This window comes from Mesorhizobium sp. M8A.F.Ca.ET.218.01.1.1 (assembly GCF_004791165.1).
In the GTDB taxonomy this organism is placed as follows: domain Bacteria; phylum Pseudomonadota; class Alphaproteobacteria; order Rhizobiales; family Rhizobiaceae; genus Mesorhizobium.
This window is the reverse complement of record NZ_SRUZ01000001.1, coordinates 308,805-330,932: the sequence shown is the minus strand read 5'-3', so window position 1 is coordinate 330,932 and position 22,128 is coordinate 308,805. Positions and strand designations below refer to the sequence as shown.

General features: G+C 63.7%; 16 protein-coding genes. 7 read left to right on the top strand and 9 right to left on the bottom strand.

The annotated features are described in order from the left end of the window. Positions 1 to 124 precede the first annotated feature (124 nt). Entirely contained in the window at positions 125 to 1,039 is a 915-nt protein-coding gene (locus tag EN861_RS01620; protein WP_189343535.1) for a LysR family transcriptional regulator, read from the top strand. 140 nt (positions 1,040 to 1,179) lie between these two features. Here the strand turns inward: EN861_RS01620 and EN861_RS01615 are convergent, their stop codons facing one another. Then, positions 1,180 to 4,689 (bottom strand): PAS domain-containing hybrid sensor histidine kinase/response regulator, encoded by a 3,510-nt coding sequence (locus EN861_RS01615; RefSeq protein ID WP_135862018.1) that lies wholly within the window; start codon positions 4,687 to 4,689, stop codon positions 1,180 to 1,182. A gap of 248 nt (positions 4,690 to 4,937) precedes the next feature. Here EN861_RS01615 and mscL point away from each other — a divergent pair, with 248 nt between their 5' ends. Together mscL and EN861_RS01605 are read left to right on the top strand one after the other, a co-directional pair. Then, positions 4,938 to 5,360, top strand: a complete 423-nt coding sequence (mscL, locus tag EN861_RS01610; protein WP_127279505.1) for a large conductance mechanosensitive channel protein MscL — start codon at positions 4,938 to 4,940, stop codon at positions 5,358 to 5,360. A 109-nt stretch (positions 5,361 to 5,469) separates the two neighbouring features. Further along, positions 5,470 to 6,636, top strand: a complete 1,167-nt coding sequence (locus EN861_RS01605) for a pyridoxal phosphate-dependent aminotransferase (protein WP_135862015.1) — start codon at positions 5,470 to 5,472, stop codon at positions 6,634 to 6,636. A gap of 242 nt (positions 6,637 to 6,878) precedes the next feature. On the opposite strand, the gene hemA is transcribed toward EN861_RS01605, so the two are convergent. Then, positions 6,879 to 8,156, bottom strand: coding sequence for a 5-aminolevulinate synthase (gene hemA / locus EN861_RS01595; RefSeq protein ID WP_135862013.1), 1,278 nt, complete (start codon positions 8,154 to 8,156; stop codon positions 6,879 to 6,881). 279 nt (positions 8,157 to 8,435) lie between these two features. Here hemA and galE point away from each other — a divergent pair, with 279 nt between their 5' ends. Both galE and EN861_RS01585 read left to right on the top strand, forming a co-directional pair. Continuing rightward, positions 8,436 to 9,431, top strand: a complete 996-nt coding sequence (galE, locus tag EN861_RS01590) for a UDP-glucose 4-epimerase GalE (RefSeq protein WP_135862011.1) — start codon at positions 8,436 to 8,438, stop codon at positions 9,429 to 9,431. A 101-nt stretch (positions 9,432 to 9,532) separates the two neighbouring features. Beyond that, positions 9,533 to 10,783: a D-amino acid dehydrogenase gene (locus tag EN861_RS01585; protein ID WP_135862009.1), complete on the top strand. Its 1,251-nt coding sequence runs from the start codon at positions 9,533 to 9,535 to the stop codon at positions 10,781 to 10,783. Between the two features lie 216 nt (positions 10,784 to 10,999). On the opposite strand, the gene EN861_RS01575 is transcribed toward EN861_RS01585, so the two are convergent. The 7 genes from EN861_RS01575 to EN861_RS01545 all read right to left on the bottom strand — a co-directional run bounded on the left by EN861_RS01575 (position 11,000) and on the right by EN861_RS01545 (position 18,405). Continuing rightward, positions 11,000 to 12,376 (bottom strand): FGGY-family carbohydrate kinase, encoded by a 1,377-nt coding sequence (locus EN861_RS01575; protein WP_135862007.1) that lies wholly within the window; start codon positions 12,374 to 12,376, stop codon positions 11,000 to 11,002. Then, positions 12,373 to 12,690, bottom strand: coding sequence for an L-rhamnose mutarotase (gene rhaM / locus EN861_RS01570; protein WP_135862006.1), 318 nt, complete (start codon positions 12,688 to 12,690; stop codon positions 12,373 to 12,375). The genes EN861_RS01575 and rhaM overlap by 4 nt, the downstream gene beginning before the upstream one ends. After that, positions 12,690 to 13,685 (bottom strand): ABC transporter permease, encoded by a 996-nt coding sequence (locus tag EN861_RS01565; RefSeq protein WP_135862004.1) that lies wholly within the window; start codon positions 13,683 to 13,685, stop codon positions 12,690 to 12,692. Before EN861_RS01565 ends, rhaM begins: the two co-directional genes overlap by 1 nt. 268 nt (positions 13,686 to 13,953) lie before the next feature. Continuing rightward, a complete protein-coding gene (locus EN861_RS01560) occupies positions 13,954 to 14,928 on the bottom strand; it encodes an ABC transporter permease (protein ID WP_135862002.1) in 975 nt (324 codons plus the stop codon). Continuing rightward, positions 14,925 to 16,466 carry a sugar ABC transporter ATP-binding protein gene (locus tag EN861_RS01555; protein ID WP_135862000.1) on the bottom strand — a complete coding sequence of 514 codons (1,542 nt, stop codon included), beginning with the start codon at positions 16,464 to 16,466 and terminating at the stop codon, positions 14,925 to 14,927. The genes EN861_RS01560 and EN861_RS01555 overlap by 4 nt, the downstream gene beginning before the upstream one ends. Positions 16,467 to 16,550: 84 nt before the next feature. Beyond that, positions 16,551 to 17,546, bottom strand: coding sequence for a rhamnose ABC transporter substrate-binding protein (gene rhaS / locus EN861_RS01550; protein WP_135861998.1), 996 nt, complete (start codon positions 17,544 to 17,546; stop codon positions 16,551 to 16,553). A gap of 55 nt (positions 17,547 to 17,601) precedes the next feature. Then, positions 17,602 to 18,405 carry a DeoR/GlpR family DNA-binding transcription regulator gene (locus EN861_RS01545; protein ID WP_027145694.1) on the bottom strand — a complete coding sequence of 268 codons (804 nt, stop codon included), beginning with the start codon at positions 18,403 to 18,405 and terminating at the stop codon, positions 17,602 to 17,604. 188 nt (positions 18,406 to 18,593) lie between these two features. On the opposite strand from EN861_RS01545, the gene EN861_RS01540 reads away from it, so the two are divergent. Then, positions 18,594 to 20,696, top strand: a complete 2,103-nt coding sequence (locus tag EN861_RS01540; RefSeq protein WP_127276988.1) for a bifunctional rhamnulose-1-phosphate aldolase/short-chain dehydrogenase — start codon at positions 18,594 to 18,596, stop codon at positions 20,694 to 20,696. 88 nt (positions 20,697 to 20,784) lie between these two features. Beyond that, positions 20,785 to 22,077 (top strand): L-rhamnose catabolism isomerase, encoded by a 1,293-nt coding sequence (gene rhaI / locus EN861_RS01535; protein WP_127276990.1) that lies wholly within the window; start codon positions 20,785 to 20,787, stop codon positions 22,075 to 22,077. Positions 22,078 to 22,128 lie beyond the last annotated feature (51 nt).

The window sequence follows — 22,128 nt, the reverse complement described above, 5'->3', positions numbered from 1 at the left end:
CTTTCGAATTCCCGGGCGCGGCGATCTGCTGACGCCTGCCATGCACTGCACAGTTAGGGCAGGCTTGATCATTTGAAAATTGCATGGTTGGCTATTTCAGTGACAACAAAGCGAGATAGCTGACATGACGCTGGACGTAGAAGCGGTGAAGGCGTTCGTCACCGTTGCGGATCTCCGTAGCTTCACGCGTGCCGCCGAAGCGCTCGGCAGCACGCAAGGCGCGGTCAGCGTCAGGCTGAAGCGGCTTGAGGACCGGCTTGGCCAGAGACTGATCGAGCGGACGCCCCGGCTGGTCCGACTTTCCACGCGAGGCGAAATATTCCTGGAGCCGGCGCGCGATTTCCTTGCCGCGCACGACCGCGCCGTCGCGAGCCTGACCGCTGTCCGCCGCCGCTTCAGGCTCGGCATCGCCACCCATGTCGGCGGCGCCGAGGTTCCGACCCTGCTGGCGCGGCTCAACGCGCATGATCCTGCCCTCACCATCGAGGTTCGGCTCGATGATTCACACGATCTGCTCGACGCGTTCGACCGCGGCGAGCTCGATGCGGCGATCATCCGCCGTGAGGACGACCGTCGCGATGGCGAGGTGCTAGCGCCGGAGCATTTCGGCTGGTACGCCGCTCCGGGTTTCGTCCACCGGGCCGGCGAGCCGCTGCACCTGGCCGCATCCTCGCCATCCTGCGGCATCCGCAACATCGCGACCGGCGCGCTCGACGCGGTCGGAATTCCTTGGACGGAAGTGTTCCTTGGCTGCGGCTCCTTTGCGGTGGCCGAGGCCGTCACCGCCGGCCTCGCCACATCGGTCTTTTCCTGCCGGCTGGCGCCGCCCGGAACGATCGAGGTCAGCCGGAAATTCGGGCTGCCGCCACTGCCGGCATCCGAGATCGTGCTGCTTTCGACGCTTTCGGACATCAAGTCGCGCGAGGCACTGCGCACGCTGGCCATGGCCTTTCGCGAGCATCGCCCGCCGGCAACGGCCACCGCCACGCGGCCCCGGTTCCGCAACTCGCAAGGGGCCGACAATCTGTCCGACGCGTAAGTCCCGTGCCCGTTTCAGCGATGATGGCCGGATTGCGCGTCGTCTGACGTTAACGCCTACGGCTGCTCGATGAGCAGCATGCTGATCGGGTCGTCGTCCTTGCCGGGGTGTTCAGCCGAGCCGCACCGACAGCTCCGGCGTCACTCCGCCGCCCGCACCATCGGCCTGAACCTGGCCATCATCGACCGCAGCACCGCCGGCTTCAGCGGTTTGTTGATCATCGGGATGTCGAGGCTCGCCGCGGCTGCCCGCACCTCGTTGGAGCGGTCGGCCGTGACCAGCACGGCCGGCAGGTCGTCACCGTGCGTCGCCCTCAGCTTGATGATAACGTCGAGTCCGGTTTCACGGTCGAGATGGTAGTCGGCAAGCACGATGTCCGGACGTTGGACCGCGACCTTCTCCAGATCCCCCGAGCCGGTCGCCGTGGCGACGTTGCAGCCCCAGCCTTCCAGCAGCAGCCGCATGCCTTCGAGGATACGGATGTCATTGTCGATGCACAGCACATGCAGCCCCGACAGCGAAGCCGCCGCGCGGGCCGGCGCCCGGGTCTCGACCTCGCGTCGCGACTCCTGCGCGGCTGTCACCGGCAGGATGACGGAAAAGCGCGTGCCCTTGCCCGGGTTGGAGAAGATGCGAATCTCGAGCCGCAATACCCTGGCGATGCGGTCGACGATGGAGAGGCCGAGGCCAAGACCTTCGGCTTCGCGGGCGCCTTCGTCCAGGCGGGTGAACTCATGAAAGACGGTGTTCAGCTTGTCGCCGGCAATGCCGATGCCGGTGTCGATGACCTGGATCTCCGCCAATTCGCCACGCCGCCGCACACCGACCAGGATGTGGCCCTGGCGGGTGTATTTGATGGCGTTGGAGACAAGATTCTGGATCAGGCGGCGCAACAGGTTACGGTCCGTCGTTACCGTCAGCGACGACGGCATGATCGTCAGGCCAAGCTTTTTCTCCGCGGCCAGTGGACGAAAATCATTGCCGATCTGGCGCAGCAGGCCATCAAGGCTGAAGGCGGTGTCGTCCGGCTTCATCGCGCCGGCATCGAGGCGCGAAATGTCGAGCACGGCACCCAGAATGGTCTCGACCGATTCCAGCGAGGATTCGATGTTGATGGCCGCCTTGCCGGCCGGACCCTTGCCGGCCTTCTCGATCAGCGAGGAACAATAGAGCCGGGCGGCATTCAAGGGCTGCAGGATGTCGTGACCGGCGGCGGCAAGGAAGCGCGTCTTGCCGAGATTGGCCTCCTCGGCGAGCATCTGTGCCTGCGCCAGTTCCTCGTTGACCCGGGTCAATTCCTCGTTGACCCTGGTCAGCTCGATGGTGCGGGTCTTGACGCGCTGTTCCAGCGATTCATTGGCGCGCTTCAGCGCGAGGTCCTGCTCGACGCGTCCGGAGATGTCGGCATAGGTGGCAACGATGCCGCCATCGGGCATCGGGTTGGAGCGCAGCTCGAGGATACGGCCGCTGGTCTTCAGCTCCATCTGCCAGGGGCTGACGAAGCTGGTCAGCCGGTTGAGCATCGCCACGCGCTGGTCGGCGGGGATGTCGCCGCGCTCGGCGAGATGGCGAAGGATCTGGTCGAGCGAAACGCCGACCTGGCCCATCTCGTCGGGCAGGTCGAACAGCGCCCGGTATTGCCTGTTCCAGCAGATCAGCCGGAAATCGCGGTCGAAGACGGTGATGCCTTGCTCCATCTGGTCGAGCGCGATCTGCAGCAGGTCGCGATTGTGCTGCAGCGCTTCCGTGGCGTCGTCGAGCAGGCGGAAGGCGTCGCGGGATTCGCGGTCGTGGCGGCGAAACAGCAGCGACAGGATCAGCCGCGCCGAGGAGGAGCCGACGGCGCTGGCCAAAAGCTGCTCGGAAAAGCGGATGACGTCCATGCTCGCCTGCTCGTTGCCGTGCAGCGAGGTGCCGTTGCTCTTCTCGAAGGATTGAAAGGAGCGTTCCGTGCGTTCGACGCCGAGATAGCGTGCGATGGTATCCTTGAGGTCGTTGACGGTGATGGCCGTGCGGAAGCGGCGCAGGCTTGGCATCGGGCCGGCTTCGCGCGGCACGAAGATCGATGCCTGGATGCGCTCCAGCGGCACCGACGCGCGCGACAGCGAGCCGAAGACGAAGAACAGCGCGTTGATTGACAGGCTCCACAGCACGCCATGGTTCAGCGGTTCGGCGACGGTGCCGAACAGCGCCTGTGGCCGCAGCGCCTCGAAGCCGAACAGTCCATGCACGATGATGCCGGTATCGGGTGGGACGAGCGACGGCACCAGCAGCGTGTAGCCCCAGACCAGGATGCCGGCGACCATGCCGAGCGCCGCGCCGCGGCCGTTGGCGCCGCGCCAGATCAGCCCGCCGACCAGCGCCGGCGCGAATTGCGCGATCGCCGCGAAGGACATCAGGCCGATCGAGGACAGCCGGGCGCTGTTGGTGCTCTCGCGATAGTAGAGAAAGGCGATGAACAAAAGGATGAAGATCGCTCCACGCCGTACATTGAGGATAAGCGTCGACCAGTCCTCGTTTTCGGAAGTGGTCGTCCGCAGCAGCCGGCGCACGAACAGCGGGATGATCAGGTCGTTGGAGATCATGATCGACAGCGCCACGCTCTCGACGATGACCATGGCGGTTGCCGCCGACAGGCCGCCGATGAAAGCGGCCATGGCCAGGAAATCGTGGCCGCTGAACAGCGGCAGTGACAGCACGTAAAGGTCGCTGCTCGTCCTTGTCCCGACCAGCGTCAGGCCGGCAAAGGCGATCGGCAGCACGAACAGGTTGATCGCCACGAGGTAGAGCGGGAACACCCATGTCGCGGTGCGCAGTTCCGCCTCGCTGCGGTTCTCGACGATGGTGACGTAGAACTGCCGCGGCAAGAGGATGATGGCGAAGCCGCTCAGGCAGGTCAGCACCAGCCAGGTGGCGAGCGACGTCGAATAGCCCATTGCCTGCCGTACCTGGCCATTCTGCGCCAGCCGGTCGAACATGTCGCCGGGGCCGCCGAAGATCAGGAAGGTGACCATCAGGCCGATGGCCAGGAAAGCGGCGAGCTTGACCACCGTCTCGACCGCCACCGCCAGCACCAGCCCGTCCTGGTGTTCGGTGGCGTCGGCATGGCGTGTGCCGAACAGGACCGCAAACAGCGCAAGCAGCATGGCGACGACCAGCGAGATGTCGCTGACGAAGGGATCGAAGGAGGGCGGCGAGCCCGTATAATGCTCGACCATCAGGCTGACCGATCCCGAGATCGCCTTCAGTTGCAGGGCTATATAGGGCACGGCGCCGATGGTGGCGATCAGCGTGGCGATGGCGGCCACGGTGAAGCTCTTGCCGTAGCGCGCGCCGAGGAAGTCGGCGACCGAGGTGATCTTCTCGGTCTTGGCCAGCCGCACGATGCGGTTGAGCAATGGAAAGCCGAACACGAACACCAGCACCGGGCCGGTATAGATGCCGAGGAATTCGAGGCCGCGTTCCGAGGAAAGGCCGACCGAGCCGAAGAAGGTCCAGGACGTGCAGTAAATGGCAAGGCTGAGCGCATAGATGAAGGGCCGCGCGCGGCCGGGTCCAGACATCATCGAGCGGCGGTCGCCCAGGCTGGCGATGGCGAACAGCAGCGTCACATAGGCGATCGCAATGATGACGATGAACAAGCCCTGCACGCCGGCAAGATCCTCCCTGTGCCGATTTTAACCTGGCCGGTCAGACGCAATCACAGCTTGGGCGCCAAGTCCATCACGGCTTTCGGCGCATGCGGGCCATGATTTCCGCGGCTGCCCCAGGGTAAGGAGAAAGCGGTTGCTTTCTTCTTTTAGCCGATGGTGCAACCCAAGGTTTTTGTTATGGTGTCGCCGGGTCGGTGCCGCAGGGATGGGACGGCTGTGCGGCCCGCCATGACAAGGAGGGTCGAATGCTGAAAGAATTCCAGGAATTCATTTCCAAGGGTAACGTGATGGACTTGGCCGTCGGCGTCATCATCGGCGCTGCCTTTTCCAAGATCGTCGATTCCCTGGTCAACGACATCATCATGCCGATTGTCGGCGCGATTTTTGGCGGTTTGGACTTCAACAACTACTTCTTTGGGCTTTCCTCGGCCGTCAACGCCACCTCGCTGGCGGACGCCAAGAAGCAAGGGGCTGTTTTCGCCTATGGCAGCTTCATCACCGTGGTGCTGAATTTCATCATCCTCGCCTTCATCATCTTCCTCATGGTCAAGGCCGTGAACAACATGCGCAGGCGCCTGGAAAAAGAAAAGCCGGCGCCGGCGGCCGCGCCGCCCCCCGCCGATGTACAGCTTCTGACCGAAATCCGCGATTTGCTGGCCAGGCGATAGACGGATACGGTTCTTCTGGACCAAAACCCCGGTCGTTCGCGGCCGGGGTTTTCTGTTTTCGTATCTGGTAAGCAGCCCTTACGAACGCCCGAGACAACGGACCTGCCCAATGACCCTGATCCAGACCCTGCGCCCCGAGGCCCTGGCCGCGCCTGAAAGCGGTATCGTCGCCGTCGTCAACTACGGCAGATTGCGCGAAGGCCTGATCCCGCTCTGGGCCGGCGAGGGCGACCTGCCGACGCCGTCCTTCATCACCGATGCCGCGTCGAAGGCGCTGGCCGGCGGCGAGACGTTCTACACCTGGCAGAGGGGCATTCCCGATCTGAGGCAGGCGCTGGCGCGTTACTACGCCAGGCACTTCGGCAAGACCTTCCCCGAGGAGCAATTCATCGTCACCGGCTCCGGCATGCATGCCATCCAGCTGGCGCTCGACGCGCTTGCGGGCGCCGGCGATGAAGTGATCTATCTGTCGCCCGCCTGGCCGAATTTCGACGCCGCCGCCGCGATCGCGGGGGCCGTGCCGGTGCCGGTCACGCTCGACCATTCCGGAAATGGCTGGTCATGCGACGTCGAGAAGATCGCGGCGGCGGTCACACCGCGCACGAAGGTGCTGTTCATCAACACGCCGTCCAATCCGACCGGCTGGACCGCCGACCATGAGACCTTGCGGGCGATCCTCGATCTCGCTCGCGCCAAGGGCCTGTGGATCATCGCCGACGAGATCTATTCGCTGTTTCACTATGGTCACGGCCGCGCGCCGTCCTTCCTCGACATCGCGGAGGCGGAAGACCGCATCCTGTTCGTCAACAGTTTCTCCAAGAACTGGGCGATGACCGGCTGGCGGGTCGGCTGGGTCAAGACGCATCCAAGCCTGCAGCAGGTGTTCGAGAACCTGATCCAGTATTCCAACTCGGGCGTCGCCCAGTTCATGCAGCGCGGCGCGATCGCGGCGCTCGACGAGGGCGATGCCTTCGTCGCCGAACAGGTGGAGCGGGCGAGAAAGGCCCGCGACCTGGTCTGCGGCATTCTCGGCGAAACCGGCAAGGCGCGGTTCACCGTGCCGCAGGGCGCCTTCTACCTGTTCTTCACGGTCGACGGGATCACCGATTCACGCAGCGCTGCCTTCGACATCGTCGACAAGGCCAATGTCGGCCTGGCACCCGGCACCGCCTTCGGCCCGGGTGGCGAAGCGTTTTTGAGGCTGTGCTTCCACCGGAGGCTGGACCAGCTCGAGGAAGCGGCCCACAGGCTGGCGGGCTGGATGAAGACGGTTTGAGGCTGCTTGCTTTATAGGTTAGCGTCGCCCCTCATCCGCCTGCCGGCACCTTCTCCCCGTATAGTGACGAGGAGAAGAAGGCTGGCCGCAACGCCGGCGCCTGTTCTGCAACGCTTGCGATTGGCGAAACTCTCCGCGACAGCCTCTTTCTCCCCGTCACTATACGGGGAGAAATGTCCGGCGGGACAATGAGGGGCAGCGCTGCGGTTCTAATGACGGCGAGAGGGTGACAAAGCTCGCCTTCACCCGCCCGACTTGGGCACCAGCAGCGGAATGATCCGGTCGCTTTTCGCGACGGCCGGCCGTCCCGCCGAACCGTAGGGGATGCCGAGCGCGTCCCAGGTTTCGACCAGCGCGTCCTGAAGTTCGGCGATCAGCGCATCCGAATGGAATGGCGTCGGCGTGATGCGCAGCCGCTCGGTGCCGCGCGGGACGGTCGGGTAGTTGATCGGCTGGATGTAGAGGCCGTGCACGCCGAGCAGGCGGTCACTGGCCATCTTGCAGAGTTCCGGATCGCCGACCAGCACCGGCACGATGTGGGTCGGCGATTCCATCACCGGCAGACCGGCGGCGGACAGGATCTGCTTGGTTCGGCCCGCCTGCTGCTGCTGGGCGTCGCGTTCGGCCTGTGAGCGCTTCAGGTGACGGATCGACGTGGTGGCCGCGGCGGCGATGGCCGGCGGCAGCGCGGTGGTGAAGATGAAGCCCGGCGCATAGGAGCGCACCGCGTCGATGACGGCACTGGTGCCGGTGATGTAGCCGCCCAGCGTGCCGAAGGCCTTGGCCAGCGTGCCCTCGATGATGTCGATGCGGTCGGCGAGGCCCTCGCGCTCGGTGATGCCGCCGCCGCGCGGCCCGTACATGCCCACGGCATGGACCTCGTCGATATAGGTCATGGCGTTGTAGCGCTCGGCCAACTCGACGATCTCCTTGATCGGTGCGATGTCGCCATCCATCGAATAGACGCTTTCGAAGACGATCAGCTTGGCACGTTCGCGCCCGGCCGTCTGCAAAAGGCTTTCCAGATGCGCGACGTCATTGTGGCGGAAGATCTTCTTCTCGGCGCCCGAGCGCCGCACGCCTTCGATCATCGAGGCATGGTTCAGCTCGTCCGAGATGATCAGGCAATTGGGCAAAAGCCGTGCGATGGTCGAGATCGAGGCTTCGTTGGAGACGAAACCGGAGGTGAAGACCAGGGCGGCTTCCTTGCCGTGCAGGTCGGCCAGCTCATGCTCGAGTTCGACCAACGGGTTGGACGTGCCGGAAATGTTGCGGGTGCCGCCGGCGCCAGAGCCCATCTTGCCGGCCGCGCTCTGGAACGCGGCGATGACGTCGGCGTGCTGGCCCATGCCAAGATAGTCGTTGGAGCACCAGACGGTGATTTCCTCGGCGCGGCCGTTGGAACGCCAGATGGCGCGCGGAAACCTGCCCGCGATGCGCTCGAGGTCGGCGAAGACGCGGTAGCGACGCTCGGCATGGAGCTGGTCGATCGCGTCCTCGAAGAAACGCTGATAATTCATGTCGGCTTCCCAATTTTGCGCGGGATCATAATCATTGGTCTTTTGGTCGTCCACCGGACCGATTTGGTCAAAATGCCACGCCCCGGACCTGTTCCTAACGATGGCGGATCGTGGCCTATTCCCAATCCGTGGCACGCTCTTTGGTTCACTTTTGTTTCCGCACGATGCCACATCAAGTGAACGCTGGTTACCTTGGGTTTTAATGGGCAGACGGTAGACTTTCCAGTAAGGCGGTTGTTGAGACAGTTTCCGATAAATCTTGGGTAAGCGAGGATTTGGATGACGGTTTTGGTGACAGGTGGCGCCGGCTATATCGGCAGCCATATGGTCTGGGAATTGCTGGATGCGGGCGAAAGCGTGGTCGTTCTCGACCGCCTTTCCACCGGCTTCGAATGGGCAGTGGCGCCGGAGGCGAAGCTGGTCGTCGGCGATGTCGCCGACAAGGAATTGGTCGGCTCGGTGATCAGGGAGAACAAGGTCGACGCGATCATCCATTTCGCCGGCTCCATCGTGGTGCCGGAATCGGTCGCCGACCCGCTCGCCTACTACGAGAACAACACCTCGAAGACCCGCACGCTGATCGAAACCGCGGTGCGCGAAGGCGTGCCGAACTTCATCTTTTCCTCGACAGCCGCCGTCTATGGCGGCGCCGGCCTGGAACCGGTGCGCGAGGATGCCCGCCTGGCGCCCGAATCGCCCTATGGCCTGTCCAAGCTGATGAGCGAGTGGATGCTGCGCGACGCGGGCCTTGCGCACGACATCCGCTACACGGCGCTGCGCTATTTCAACGTCGCCGGCGCCGACCCGAAGGGCCGCACCGGCCAGTCCACCCCAGGCGCCACCCACCTGATCAAGGTCGCCTGTGAGACCGCGCTCGGCAAGCGCCCGTTCATGCAGGTCTTCGGCACCGATTATCCGACGCCCGACGGCACCTGCATGCGCGACTACATCCATGTCAGCGATCTGGCTGCCGCGCATCGCCTTGCCTTGCAGCGGCTACGCGCCGGCGGCGCCAGCCTCGTCGCCAATTGCGGCTACAGCCACGGCTATTCGGTGCTCGAAGTGATCGACAGCGTGCGCCGCGCCTACGGTCATGATTTCGAGGTCAGGATGGGCGACCGGCGTCCCGGCGATGCCGCGGCGGTGGTCGCCAATTCCGATCTCGCCCGATCCGAACTCGGCTGGACTCCGCAGCGCGACGATCTCGACCAGATCGTCAATGACGCGCTGGCCTGGGAGCGCATCTTGACCAGCAAGAACTCCGCACGGGGCTGAGCGCGCTTGCTCCAAGGGCTCGCAAGGCGCGTGTCGACGCGCTATGGAAGCATTCGCGACGAGGCGTGGAGGCGACGTCGCGAACAGCTTTGGGGGATGGCATGAAGATAACGGTGCTTGGAGCCGGCGTCGTCGGTACGGCGGCCGCCTATTACCTGGCCGCCGACGGCCACGAGGTCACCGTGATCGAGCGCCATCCGGCGCCGGGGCGGGGCACCAGCCAGTCGAATGCCGGGCTGGTGTCTCCGGGCGACGCCACCGCCTGGGCCTCGCCGGCGGCACTTAAGACGTTCCTGCGCGGGCTCTACAATCATGATCTCGGCATCAAGGTGCGGCTGCGCTTCGATCCCTATTTCCTCGCTTGGAGTCTGCGCTTCTTGCGCCAGTGCACGGTGGCCCGCCTGCGCGCCAACAGCCAGGTCAAGCTGCGGCTCGCGCTCTATTCGCGCGACTGCATCAATGCCATCTCCAGTGACACCGGCATCCATTATGACGAGCGCAAGAAGGGCATCCTGTATTTCTTCCGCTCGCAGCACAGCCTCGACACTGGCACCGACAATTATCGCTATCTGGCCGAGCATGGCCTGCCGATCGAGATCGTCGGCCGCGATCGGCTGGTCGAACTGGAACCGGGCCTTGCAGGCGTCAAGGAAAAGATCGCCGGCGGCGTCTATTCGCCGATCGACCAGACGGGCGATTCTCGGCAGTTCGTGGAAAATCTGGCCGCCTATGCCGCCGAAAAGCTCGGCGTGAGGTTTCGCTACGGCACCACGGTCGAGGGCTTCGACATCGAGGGCGACCGGGTGCGCGCCGTGATGACCTCGGCCGGACCCGTCACCGGTGACGCCGTCGTCCTATCGATGGGTCCGGAAAGTGGGCTGCTCGGCCGTCGCTACGGCATCGACCTGCCGGTCTATCCCGTGAAAGGTTATACGGCGACGATTCCCCTGGAAGACGAGAGCAAGGGCCCGACCATGGGCGGCGCCGACGAGGACCAGCTGATGGCCTATTCGCGCCTTGGCAATCGATTGCGGTTGGCTTCGACCGCAGAATTCACCGGCTTCGACCGCACCCACAAGCCCAGCGACTTTGCCACCATGTTCAGGACCGGCAAGGACCTGTTCCCCGGCGCCTTCGACGAGAAGAAGGCGGAGCTGTGGGCCGGTTTGCGGCCAATGATGCCGAACTCGGTGCCGGTCATCGGCCAGGCGAAATACCGCAACCTTTATCTCGACACAGGCCACGGCCATGTCGGCTGGACCATGGCCTGCGGTTCGGGAAAATTCCTCGCCGACCTCGTTGCCGGCCGCAAGCCGGAGATCGATCCGCAGGGACTGGTCTACAGGGGATAAAATGTCGGGCCCGCAAGTCGCCATCGACCTTGGCCGCATTGAGCGCAACGCGCGCACCATCGTCGAGCGCTGCGCGCTGTCTGATATCAAGGTGTTCGGCGTCACCAAGGGTATGTGCGGCATGCCGCAAGTGGCGCGCGCCATGCCGCGCGGCGGTGTCGCCGAATCGACGCGGTCAATTTCGTCATGTCGGCCTTCGGCAAGCGGATCCTCTGATCAGCCAACTGCCTCGACCGCTGCTCGCCACGCGCGCGCATACTCCGCCCAGGCCGGATCGGCCGGCGGCTCTCGTGTCTGGCTCTTGCCCTGGGCCGTTCCCTGATCCGATGCCAGCAGGGCGGCCCCGATGCTGGTGCCGGTCGCGGCTTCCGATGCGATGACCGCGCGGCCAGTGCTCGCGGCGAGCATCCGCGTGAACAATTGGTTGCGGGCAAAGGGTCCCTCGACCGTCGTTGGGCCATCTCCGCCGATGAGGTCGAGGCAAGTGGCGGTCATCAGCGCCAGATAGAAGGAGATGGCGGCAAAGCGCTGGCCGGGAGGGATGGCTTCGCCCTTGCGCCATGCGGCCGCATGATGCGGAAACGGCCCCGAGCCCTGCTGGGTCGAAGGCAACAGTAATGTCTTGCGCGCCAGCACGGCGGCGACGTCGCTGTCGCTCCAGTCCTGCGCCGCGCCTTCGGTCAGCAGCGAGAATTCCCGGCCGCCCATGAAACGCGCCGAGGGCACGGGGTTGCCCAGCGCGTTGACGTTGACCAGCGTATCCCTTGCCGGGTCGAGCGCCACCGCCTTGCCGCCGACCGCCATCGATACCACCCATGTGCCGGTCGAGACCACTGAGAAGGGCGGTGCGTCGGACAGGAGATGCGGCAACAGGGAGGCGTTGGAATCGTGCAGGCCGCAAAAGACGGGCGTTTGAGGATCGAGCCCGGTGCGCTGCGCAAGCACGGGCAGGATCGGGCCAAGGCGGTCCCTGGCCGGCCGCACGGGCGCCATCAGGTCGCGCCAGCCCAGCCGGTCGACCAGCGCCGAAAAATCCGCTGTCCAGGGGTTCCACAGATCGGTGTGGCAGCCGAGCGACGTCACCTCGTTGGCGGCGACGCCGGTCAGGCGCAGCGCCCAGTATTGCGGGTACATCAGCATCGCGGCGGCTCGGGCAAACTCCGTCGGGAAACTTTGCTGCTGCCAGAAGAATTGCGCACCGAGATTGAGGCCGAGCGGCAGGCGCGGCGTGCCGGTCTCGGCGAAAGGCGGGCGGATCGCGTCATAGTCAGCCGCGAGTTCATCGGGGCCGCCGAATTCATAGTCGAGAACCGGCAGCACGAGTTCGCCGGAGGCATCGACCAGCACGCCGGTCGCGCCATGGGTGGTGATCGAGATGGCGTCGATGCGCTGTTCGCGGTTGAGGTCGGCAAGGCTGTCGAGGATGAACGCCCACAGCGCTTCGACATCGTGATGCGGGTAGGGCGCTTGCCGCAACGGCGCGTTCGCCACCCGGCGCAGCGCCACCTCGCTCAATGTGGCGAGATCGACCAGCGCCACCTTGGCGTTGGTCTTGCCGATATCGATGACGGCGACGTGGCGGATCGCGCTCATTCCATATGGAACATTATTTCCAGCGCAACGGCCACTGGTTCGTTGTCCGGTTTCGTCTCCATGATGTCGGCCATATGGGCCCACCAGCGCTGCATCACAGGATGCTTCGGCAGATCGGCCATGCCGTGACCATCGCGCCGCCACAGCACGCCGAACAGGATGTTCGTCTCGTCGTCGAGATGGATCGAGTAGTCGGAGATGCCGGCCTGCTTCAGCAGCGCGACCAGTGATGGCCAGATCTCGTCATGGCGCTTTTTGTACTCAGCCTTCATCCCGGGCTTGAGCATCATCTTGAACGCGTATTTCTGCGGCATCAGCGCCCCCCGCGCAGCCGCCGCCAGACGATCGGCAGCGCGATGACGATGATCAGGAGCAGGCCGATGAAGATCGACATGACGATGCCGGGCACGTTGAGCAGGCCGAGGCCGAAGGTCACCAGCCCCATGATGAAGGCGGCGAGCACGACGCCCAGAATGCTGCCGGCGCCGCCAAGGATGCTGACGCCGCCAAGCACCACCATGGTGATCACCTCGAGTTCGTAGCCCTGTGCGATCGACGGCCGGGTCGAGCCGAGCCGCGAGGTGATCAGCACCGAGGCGATGCCCGACATCAGTCCGGTCAGGCAGAACAGGATGAATTTTATGCGGCCGACGCGCACGCCTGAAAACTGCGCCGCGACCGGGTTGTTGCCGATGGCGAAGACACGGCGGCCGAAACTCGTGCGGTGCAGCAGGAACCAGTAGACGACGGCCGCGATGAGGAAGAGCACCAGTTCGAACGACACCACCCACCAGACGTAGCCCTGGCCGAAGAAGGCGAAGCTTTCGGGATAGCCCTTGTAGGCCTGGTCGCCGAGGATGATGAAGGCAATGCCGCGAAACAGGCTCATCGTGCCGATGGTGACGACGATGGAAGGCAGACCGAGCCGCGTCACCAGCAGCCCGTTGAAGGCGCCGCAGCCGAGGCCGACGACGATGCCGATCAAGACAAGCACTGGCGTGCCGGCGCCGGCCTGCACCGCCATGCCCATCATGGTCGAGGCGAGCGCGATGATGGCGGCCACCGACAGGTCGATCTCGCCAGAGATGATGAGCAATGCCATGGCAAAGGCGATCAGGCCCTTCTCGGTAAAGTTGAAGGTCAGATCGGACAGCGAATAGGGGTCGAGGAAATAGGGCGAGGCGAAACTGTTGATGGCGAAGATGGCGATGGCCACCACGACCAGCAGCGCTTCCCAGGAAAAGATCGCCGAAGAGAGCGGCTTGTCGAGCCGGTCGGGAATGTGGCGCGGGGCGGGGGTATCGGTCATGCGGCATGCTCCAGACGCTGGCGCTGCCCGTCGCAAAGAGCGTCCCTTCTCCCCGTCACTATACGGGGAGAAGGTGCCCGAAGGGCGGATGAGGGGCGGCGCCAATGTTCGGAGGTGCTCAACGTATGCGGCGAGTTCCGGCCGAGGCAAATCGGACCGTTGCTATTCGCAACGATCCTGTTTGCACCGTAAGCGCCGCCCCTCATCCGCCTGCCGGCACCTTCTCCCCGTATAGTGACGGGGAGAAGGGAGCACTTCAACGTCCCGCTCATGCCTCCGCCTTCCTCAGAATAATCCGCCCCTTTTGGCGTTCGCCGCGGGCGTTGAGCACCACGGCCAGGATGATGGCGCTGCCCGAAATCGCCATCTGCCAGAAGGGCGAGATGTTGATGACCGGCAGCGCATTGGAGATGATGCCGAGGAACAATGCGCCGAGCACCGCACCCCCGACCGAGCCGATGCCGCCCGCGATCGAGATGCCGCCGATGACGCAGGCGGCGATGATGTTGAGCTCATAGCCGTTGGCGACCTCGACCGAGGCGATGACATACCGCGAAATCCAGAGATAGCCGGCGAGGCCACCGATCATGCCGGAGATGCAGAAGACGATGAATTTCGTGCGCCCGACATCGATGCCGGTATAGACCGATGCCGTCGGATTGACGCCGATGGCATAGATCGAGCGGCCGAGCGCGGTACGCGTCATCAAGACGAAGAACAGCGCGATGACCAGGATGGCGATCCAGGACAGCACCGGAATGCCAAGCAAGGCCGCGCGCTGAAAGCCGATGAAATCCGGGCTCATCTTGTCGGCGTTGACCCAGGCGCCGCCCGAAATGACGAAAGTGGCGCCGCGATAGATGGTCAGCGTGCCCAATGTCACCACGATCGAGGGGATGTTCAGCCGCCACACCAAGAGGCCGTTGATGGCGCCGAGCACCAGCCCGACGGCAAGCGCGATCACGACCAGCAGCGGGATCGGGATCGCCGGATGGGCCGCGTTCAGCATCGCTACCACCATGCCGGTGAAGCACAGGTTGGAGGCCATCGACAGGTCGATCGACCGGGTCAGGATGACAACCATCTGGCCGAGCGCCAGGATCATCAGGATCGAGGTGTCGTTGAACACCTGGCGCAGGTTGCCGGGGTCGGCAAAGGCCGGAAAGCGCATCGAGATCAGTCCGATCAGCACGGCGATGGCCGCCAGCAGCCAGATTTCGCGGTATTTCAGGAAAGCTGTCATGCCGCGATCCCCGCTGCCGTCCGGACCAGCGTCTCGGCGTCCAGTCCCTTATTGTCGTAGATCGCCGCGACCAGGCCCTCGCGCATGACCACGACGCGATCGGACATGCCGAGAATCTCCGGCAGTTCCGACGACACCATGATCACCGAGAGGCCCTGTGCGACGAGCTCGGCCATGAAGCCGTGCACGGCGGCCTTGGAGCCGATGTCGATGCCCTTGGTCGGCTCGTCCAGGATGATGACCTTGGGTGTCGTCGCCAGCCATTTGGCGATGACCACCTTCTGCTGGTTACCGCCCGAGAGGGTACCGACATCCTGGCTGAGCGAAGAGGCGCGCAGGTCCAGCCGCTCGGTGTAGGAGCGGGCAAGCGAAAACTCTTCCGCGAGCCGCAGCATGCCGGATTTGGAGGTGCGGGGGAGCGATGGGAGCGAAACATTCTGGAAGATCGGCAGGCCGATCACCACGCCTTGCTTGCCGCGCTCCTCCGGCACGTAGACGATGCCGGCCCCGATCGAATCCGCGGCCGATTTCGGCGCGATTGCCTTGCCTTCCAGCGTGATCGTGCCGCCGGATATGCGGGTGATGCCGGAAATCGCCTGCATGACCTCGCTGCGCCCGGCGCCGACAAGGCCATAGAAGCCGAGGATTTCGCCCTTGTGCAATTCGAAGCCGATATTGTTGAACTCAGTTGGATGCGAGAGGCCGGAAACGGAAAGCACCGGCGCGCCGATTTCAGCCTTGCGATGCGGAAAGATGTGGTCGACCGAACGGCCCACCATCATGCGTACGATCTGGCTCTGGCCGGCATCTTTGATCAGCCCTTCGCCGACCATCTCGCCGTCGCGGAAGACCGTGTAGCGGTCGGCGATGCGGTAGATCTCGTCGAACTTGTGGCTGATGAACAGGATCGCCTTGCCCTGCTCCTTGAGGAACGCGATGAGCAGGAACAGCTCCTCGATCTCCTTCATCGAAAGGGCGGCCGTCGGCTCGTCCATGATGACGATCCCAGAGTCGATCGACATGGCGCGCGCGACGGCGACGAGATGCTTGTTGGCGATGCCGAGATCCCTGAGCCGCGCATCGGCGTCAATATGGCCGGCATGCATGGTGTCGAGCACTTCGCGCGCATTCTTGCGCATCATGCGCCAGTCGATGGTGCCAAAGCGCGTGCGCGGCGCATGGCCGAGAAAAATGTTTTCGGCGACGCTGAGATCGTCGAACAGCACGGTTTCCTGATGGATGGCGGTGACGCCAATTCCGAAGGCGGCGTGGGCGCTTGGCAGCGTCACGGCCTGTCCGTCAATGCTGATGGTGCCTGCATCGGGCTGGTAGATGCCGGTCATGATCTTGACCAGCGTCGACTTGCCGGCGCCGTTCTCGCCGATCAGCGCGGTCACCTGACCCGGATAGAGCGACAGGCTGACATTGTGCAGGGCCCGCACGCCGGGAAAGCTTTTTGAAATGCCGGACAGCGTCAGGCGTGGAGCCGAGGCCGGAGGCCGCTCCTTTGTCTCGCTGTGTCGGGCCGTCGTGTCCATATCCGTATCAAGCCCTGAAACTAGGTCCGTTTGAAGTCGCGGCGGGATGTGACTCCCGCCGCGTCAGCATGAAAAACTCAGTGATCAATAGATCTTGGAGAACTTCTCGATGTTGGACTTGTCGAACTGGAAGGGCGGAGCCATGGCGGCCGAGTTGGTGTCGTCGAGCGTGACCTTGCCGACACGGCCGATCGACAGCGTCGCACCCGGCTTGGCTTCTTCCTTCTTCACCGCCAGGTCATGGGCGAGGTAGACGGCGGAATAGCCGAGGTCGATCGGGTTCCACAGCGCAACCGCCTGGCTGGCGCCGTTGTCGATGAACTTCTTGAACTCCGACGGCAGCGCCAGGCCGGTGACGTTGACCTTGCCGATCAGGTTCTCGTCGGTGACGACCTGGGCGGCGGCAACGACGCCTACTGTGGTCGGCGCGATGATCGCCTTGAGGTTCGGGTAGGACTTCAAGAGGCCCTTGGCCTCGTCGGTGCTCTTGGCCGAGTCGTCATCGCCATAGACGGTGGCGACCAGCTTGATCTTGGGGAACTTCTCCGGCAGCACCTTCTTGGCCGCTTCGATCCAGGAGTTCTGGTTGGTCGCGGTCGAGGAGGCCGACAGGATGGCGACGTCGCCGCCTTCCGGCAGATAGTCGGCGGCGAGCTTGATGATGGTCTCGCCGATCAGGCCGGTGTCGGACGGGTTGAGGTGAAGCTGGCGGCCTTCCTTGGCGACGCCCGAATCCCAGGAGATGACGGTGATGCCGCGCTCCATGGCCTTCTTCAGCACCGGCACCAGCGCGTCGGCGTCATTGGCGGAAATCGCGATGGCGTTGACCTTCTGCGCGATCAGCGAATTGACAACTTCGATCTGCGCCTCGGCGGTCGCCTTGGTCGGGCCGGTGTAGATGATGTCGACGTCGCCGAGTTCCTTGGCGGCCTCTTCGGCGCCCTTGTTGGCGGCATCGAAGAAGCCGTTGCCGAGCGACTTCACCACCAGCGCGATCTTGACGTTTTCCGCGTAGGCGGCATTCACGAACATGGCGGCCGAGAAGGCCGCCGTCACCATCAATTTCTTCAAGAAGCTCATCTGATATCCTCCCTTGAGCGTTGCATTCCATCGCCGCTGCGGGCGTGAGTTGGTCTCAGGCCTGCAGTGAAGATTCTTCCTTTGTCGACTTGCGGGCGACGATCAGCGTCACCCCCGCGGTTTCCAGCATCTTGGCTTCGCGGTCCTCGATGCCGTCGTCGGTGATGACGGTGGCGATGCGCGAAAGACCGCACAGGATCAGGCTGGAGCGTTTGCGGAATTTCGAGGAATCGACCAGCACCACCAGTTCGTCGGCCTGGTCGATCAGCTTCTGCTCCGCCTGGATCAGCAGCGGATCGCCTTCCATCAGGCCGAGAGGCCCCAACCCTTGAGCACCCATGAACATGCGGCGCGCGTAGAAATTGCGCGTCACGTCATTGTCGAAGGGCGACAGGATGATGTTCTGCTCGCGGTAGATCGTGCCGCCCGACAGCATCACCGTGTTCTTGGAGTGCTTGAGCAAGTGCTCGGCGATCGGGAACGAATTGGTGAAGATCGGCATGCGGCGGCCGGTCAGGAAATGCACCATCTGGAAGGTGGTGGTGCCGCCATTGATGATGATCGGCTCGCCGTCCTTGCACAGTTCCACGGCCTCGCGGGCGATGGCCCGCTTCTGCGCGGCGTTGAGCGTTTCGTTGACGGAGAAGGGCCGGCCGGCCAGCCCGATGAACTGCGGCGGCGAGATCGCCTCGGCGCCGCCGCGCACACGGCGCAGGCGTTTCTGCACATGGAGAGCCGCGATATCGCGCCGGATCGTCGCCTCGGACGACTCCGTCAGGTCGACCATTTCCTGCACCGTCACCACAGGTTTTTCCTGGACGGCGGACAGAATGATCCTGTGGCGCTCTTTTTCGTGCATGGTTCCTCCCTGCCTGGCCATCTAGGCACCCAAAACGAGCAGTGTCAATCATTTCCGATCATATAATTTCATTGTGCAGTGCAATATGATCGATCTTGATCGTTTGTGATTGACAAGTTTGTATCTTGCGTAGACATTCCCGGACGAAAACAGGGGTGCGTCGTCCGCGCTCCAAGGGAGGATTACCTATGCTCGACAAGCGCTCCGGCTCGCGCCTCGCCAATCTGTGGGATGATGCGAAGGCCAAGGGGATGAGCGATCCCGAGCTTCTGGTCTATCGCTCGAACACGCTCGGCTCCGACAAGCGCGTCACCAACTATGGCGGCGGCAACACCTCTTCGAAGATATGGCAGAAGGATCCGCTCACCGGCCAGGATGTGGAAGTGCTGTGGGTCAAGGGATCGGGCGGCGACAGCGCTTCGATCAAGCTTGATGGCTTCGCCACCCTCTACATGGACAAGCTGCAGGCGCTGAAGGGGCTTTATCGCGGCGTCGAGCACGAGGACGAGATGGTGGGTTATCTTCCCCACTGCACCTTCAACCTCAATCCGCGGGCGGCCTCGATCGACACGCCGCTGCACGCCTACGTACCGAAGCCCTTTGTCGACCACATGCATCCCGATGCCATCATCGCCATTGCCGCAGCGAAGGATTCCAGGGCGCTGACCAAGGAAATCTTCGGCGACGCCATCGGCTGGCTGCCATGGAAGCGTCCCGGCTTCGAACTTGGCCTGTGGCTGGAAAAATTCTGTGTCGAGAACCCTGAAGCCAAGGGCGTCATCCTCGAAAGCCACGGCCTGTTCACCTGGGGCGATACGCCCAAGGCGTGCTACGAGACGACGATATCGGTAATCAACCAGGCGATCGAATGGTTCGAGCGCCGCTCCGAGGGTGTGGCGATCTTCGGCGGCGAAGTGGTCAAGTCGCTCGACGCTTCGGCTCGTCGCGACATCGCTGCGAAACTGATGCCGAAAATCCGTGGCCTGATCTCGGAAAAGAGCCACAAGATTGGCCATTTCGACGATTCGGCCGCCGTGCTCGAATTCGTCAACTCGAAGAATTTGCGCCCGCTGGCTGCACTCGGCACCTCATGCCCGGATCATTTCCTGCGCACCAAGATCCGCCCGCTGGTGATCGAATTCGATCCGGCAAAGCCTGATGTCGATGCCGTCATCGCGCGCCTCGCCGACGACATTGCCGAATATCGCGTCGGCTACCAGGCTTATTACGACAGTTGCAAGCATCCGGATTCACCCGCCATTCGCGATCCCAACGCCGTGGTCTACCTGATGCCCGGCGTAGGCATGTTCACCTTCGCCGGCGACAAGGCGACGGCGCGCATCTCGGGCGAGTTCTACGTCAACGCCATCAACGTCATGCGCGGCGCCTCCACCGTCTCTTCCTATGTCGGCCTGCCCGCGCAGGAGGCTTTCGACATCGAGTACTGGCTGCTGGAGGACCTGAAGCTGCAGCGCATGCCGAAGCCGAAGTCGCTCGCCGGCCAGATCGCGCTGGTCACCGGCGGCGCCGGCGGCATCGGCCGCGCGACGGCCAACCGGCTGCTGCGCGAAGGCGCCTGCGTGGTGCTGGCAGATATCGACGAGGCGGCGCTCGCGGGCGCCAATGAGGAACTGGCCAAGACCTATGGCAAGGATTTCGTCCGCCCGGTGCTGATCAACGTCACTTCGGAAGACCAGGTCGTCGCCGGCTTTGCCGAGACGGCGGTCGAGTTCGGCGGCATCGACATCCTGGTGTCCAACGCAGGGCTAGCCTCCTCGGCGCCGATCGAGGAGACGACGCTGGCGCTGTGGAACAAGAACATGGACATATTGTCGACCGGCTATTTCCTGGTCTCGCGGGAAGCATTCCGGCTGTTCCGGGTACAGAAGATCGGCGGCAATATCGTCTTCGTCGCTTCCAAGAACGGCCTTGCCGCATCGCCCAACGCCTCCGCCTATTGCACCGCCAAGGCCGCCGAGATCCATCTCGCCCGCTGCCTGGCGCTGGAAGGCGCGGAAGCCCAGATCAGGGTCAATGTCGTCAACCCGGACGCCGTGCTGCGCGGCTCGAAGATCTGGACAGGCGAGTGGAAGGAACAGCGCGCCGCCGCCTACAAGATGTCGACCGACGATCTGGAAGAGCACTACCGCTCGCGTTCGATGCTGAAGCGCTCCGTCTTCCCGGAAGACATCGCCGAGGCGATCTATTTCCTGGCCTCCGACATGTCGGCCAAATCGACGGGTAACATCATCAACGTCGACGCCGGCAACGCGCAGAGCTTTACGCGCTGAGCTTCCTTCTCCCCGTTCTACGGGGAGAAGGTGCCCGAAGGGCGGATGAGGGGCGGCGCCAGCCGTGCGAGTACTGGGAGGAACAGCAGTGTCCGAATTGATCATCTCGGCCGACGTCGTCGAAAAAAATAATGCCGCGCGCAAGGCCGACCTCGAGCGTGACTACGCCTCGCTCGGCGAGCGCCTCGACCGCCACGGCATCGCCATCGATGCCATCAGGGACAAGGTCGAGAAATTCGCGGTCGCGATCCCCTCCTGGGGTGTCGGCACTGGCGGCACCCGCTTTGCCCGCTTTCCCGGTGCCGGCGAGCCGCGCGACATCTTCGACAAGATCGAGGACTGCGCCGTCATCAGCCAACTGACGCAGGCGACCCCGACCGTCTCACTGCACATTCCGTGGGACAAGGCCGATCCGAACCGGCTGAAGCAGGCGGCCTCCCGCTTCGGTCTCGGTTTCGATGCCATGAATTCCAACACCTTCTCGGACGCGAAGGACCAGAAATTCTCCTACAAGTTCGGTTCGTTGTCGCATGCCGATGCCGGTGCTCGCCGGCAAGCCGTCGAGCACAATCTCGAATGCATCGAGATCGGCGAGACGCTTGGGTCCAAGGCATTGACGGTGTGGATCGGCGACGGCTCCAACTTCCCCGGCCAGGTCAATTTCGCCAAGGCCTTCGAGCGCTATCTCGACGCCATGCGGGAGGTCTATGCCGGCCTGCCGGCCGACTGGAAGCTGTTCACCGAACACAAGATGTACGAGCCGGCCTTCTATTCCACGGTCGTCCAGGACTGGGGCACCAACTACATCATCGCCAAGGAGTTGGGCGACAAGGCGTTCTGCCTCGTCGACCTCGGCCATCACGCGCCCAACGTCAACATCGAGATGATCGTGTCGCGGCTGATCCAGTTCAAGAAACTCGGCGGCTTCCACTTCAACGATTCGAAATATGGCGACGACGACCTCGACGCCGGTTCGATCGATCCCTACCGGCTTTTCCTGGTCTTCAACGAGCTGGTCGATGCCGAGCTATCCGGCGCCGAGGGCTTTGATCCCGCGCATATGCTCGACCAGAGCCACAACGTCACCGATCCGATCGAAAGCCTGATGCTGTCGGCGGTCGAGGTGCAGCGTGCCTATGCGCAGGCGCTGCTGGTCGACCGCAAGGCGCTCGAAGGCTTCCAGGAGGCCAACGACGCGCTGATGGCGACGCAGACGCTGAAGGCTGCTTATCGCACCGATGTCGAGCCGATCCTGGCCATGGCGCGGCTGAAGACCGGTGGCGCCATCGATCCGGTCGCCGCCTATCGGGCGGCGGGCTACCGCGCCAAGGTCGCGGCCGAACGGCCTGCAGTCGCAGGTGGTTCCGGCGGTATCGTCTGAGGTCGAGCCACTCCCCCTCATCCGGCCGCTTCGCGGCCAACTTCTCCCCGA

Excerpts from the sequence above, each read along its gene's own strand:
- EN861_RS01620 (WP_189343535.1), top strand. The coding sequence starts at position 125 with ATGACGCTGGACGTAGAAGCGGTGAAGGCGTTCGTCACCGTTGCGGAT.
- mscL (WP_127279505.1), top strand. The coding sequence starts at position 4,938 with ATGCTGAAAGAATTCCAGGAATTCATTTCCAAGGGTAACGTGATGGAC.
- EN861_RS01605 (WP_135862015.1), top strand. The coding sequence starts at position 5,470 with ATGACCCTGATCCAGACCCTGCGCCCCGAGGCCCTGGCCGCGCCTGAA.
- hemA (WP_135862013.1), bottom strand. The coding sequence starts at position 8,156 with ATGAATTATCAGCGTTTCTTCGAGGACGCGATCGACCAGCTCCATGCC.
- galE (WP_135862011.1), top strand. The coding sequence starts at position 8,436 with ATGACGGTTTTGGTGACAGGTGGCGCCGGCTATATCGGCAGCCATATG.
- EN861_RS01585 (WP_135862009.1), top strand. The coding sequence starts at position 9,533 with ATGAAGATAACGGTGCTTGGAGCCGGCGTCGTCGGTACGGCGGCCGCC.
- EN861_RS01575 (WP_135862007.1), bottom strand. The coding sequence starts at position 12,376 with ATGAGCGCGATCCGCCACGTCGCCGTCATCGATATCGGCAAGACCAAC.
- rhaM (WP_135862006.1), bottom strand. The coding sequence starts at position 12,690 with ATGCCGCAGAAATACGCGTTCAAGATGATGCTCAAGCCCGGGATGAAG.
- EN861_RS01565 (WP_135862004.1), bottom strand. The coding sequence starts at position 13,685 with ATGACCGATACCCCCGCCCCGCGCCACATTCCCGACCGGCTCGACAAG.
- EN861_RS01560 (WP_135862002.1), bottom strand. The coding sequence starts at position 14,928 with ATGACAGCTTTCCTGAAATACCGCGAAATCTGGCTGCTGGCGGCCATC.
- EN861_RS01555 (WP_135862000.1), bottom strand. The coding sequence starts at position 16,466 with ATGGACACGACGGCCCGACACAGCGAGACAAAGGAGCGGCCTCCGGCC.
- rhaS (WP_135861998.1), bottom strand. The coding sequence starts at position 17,546 with ATGAGCTTCTTGAAGAAATTGATGGTGACGGCGGCCTTCTCGGCCGCC.
- EN861_RS01545 (WP_027145694.1), bottom strand. The coding sequence starts at position 18,405 with ATGCACGAAAAAGAGCGCCACAGGATCATTCTGTCCGCCGTCCAGGAA.
- EN861_RS01540 (WP_127276988.1), top strand. The coding sequence starts at position 18,594 with ATGCTCGACAAGCGCTCCGGCTCGCGCCTCGCCAATCTGTGGGATGAT.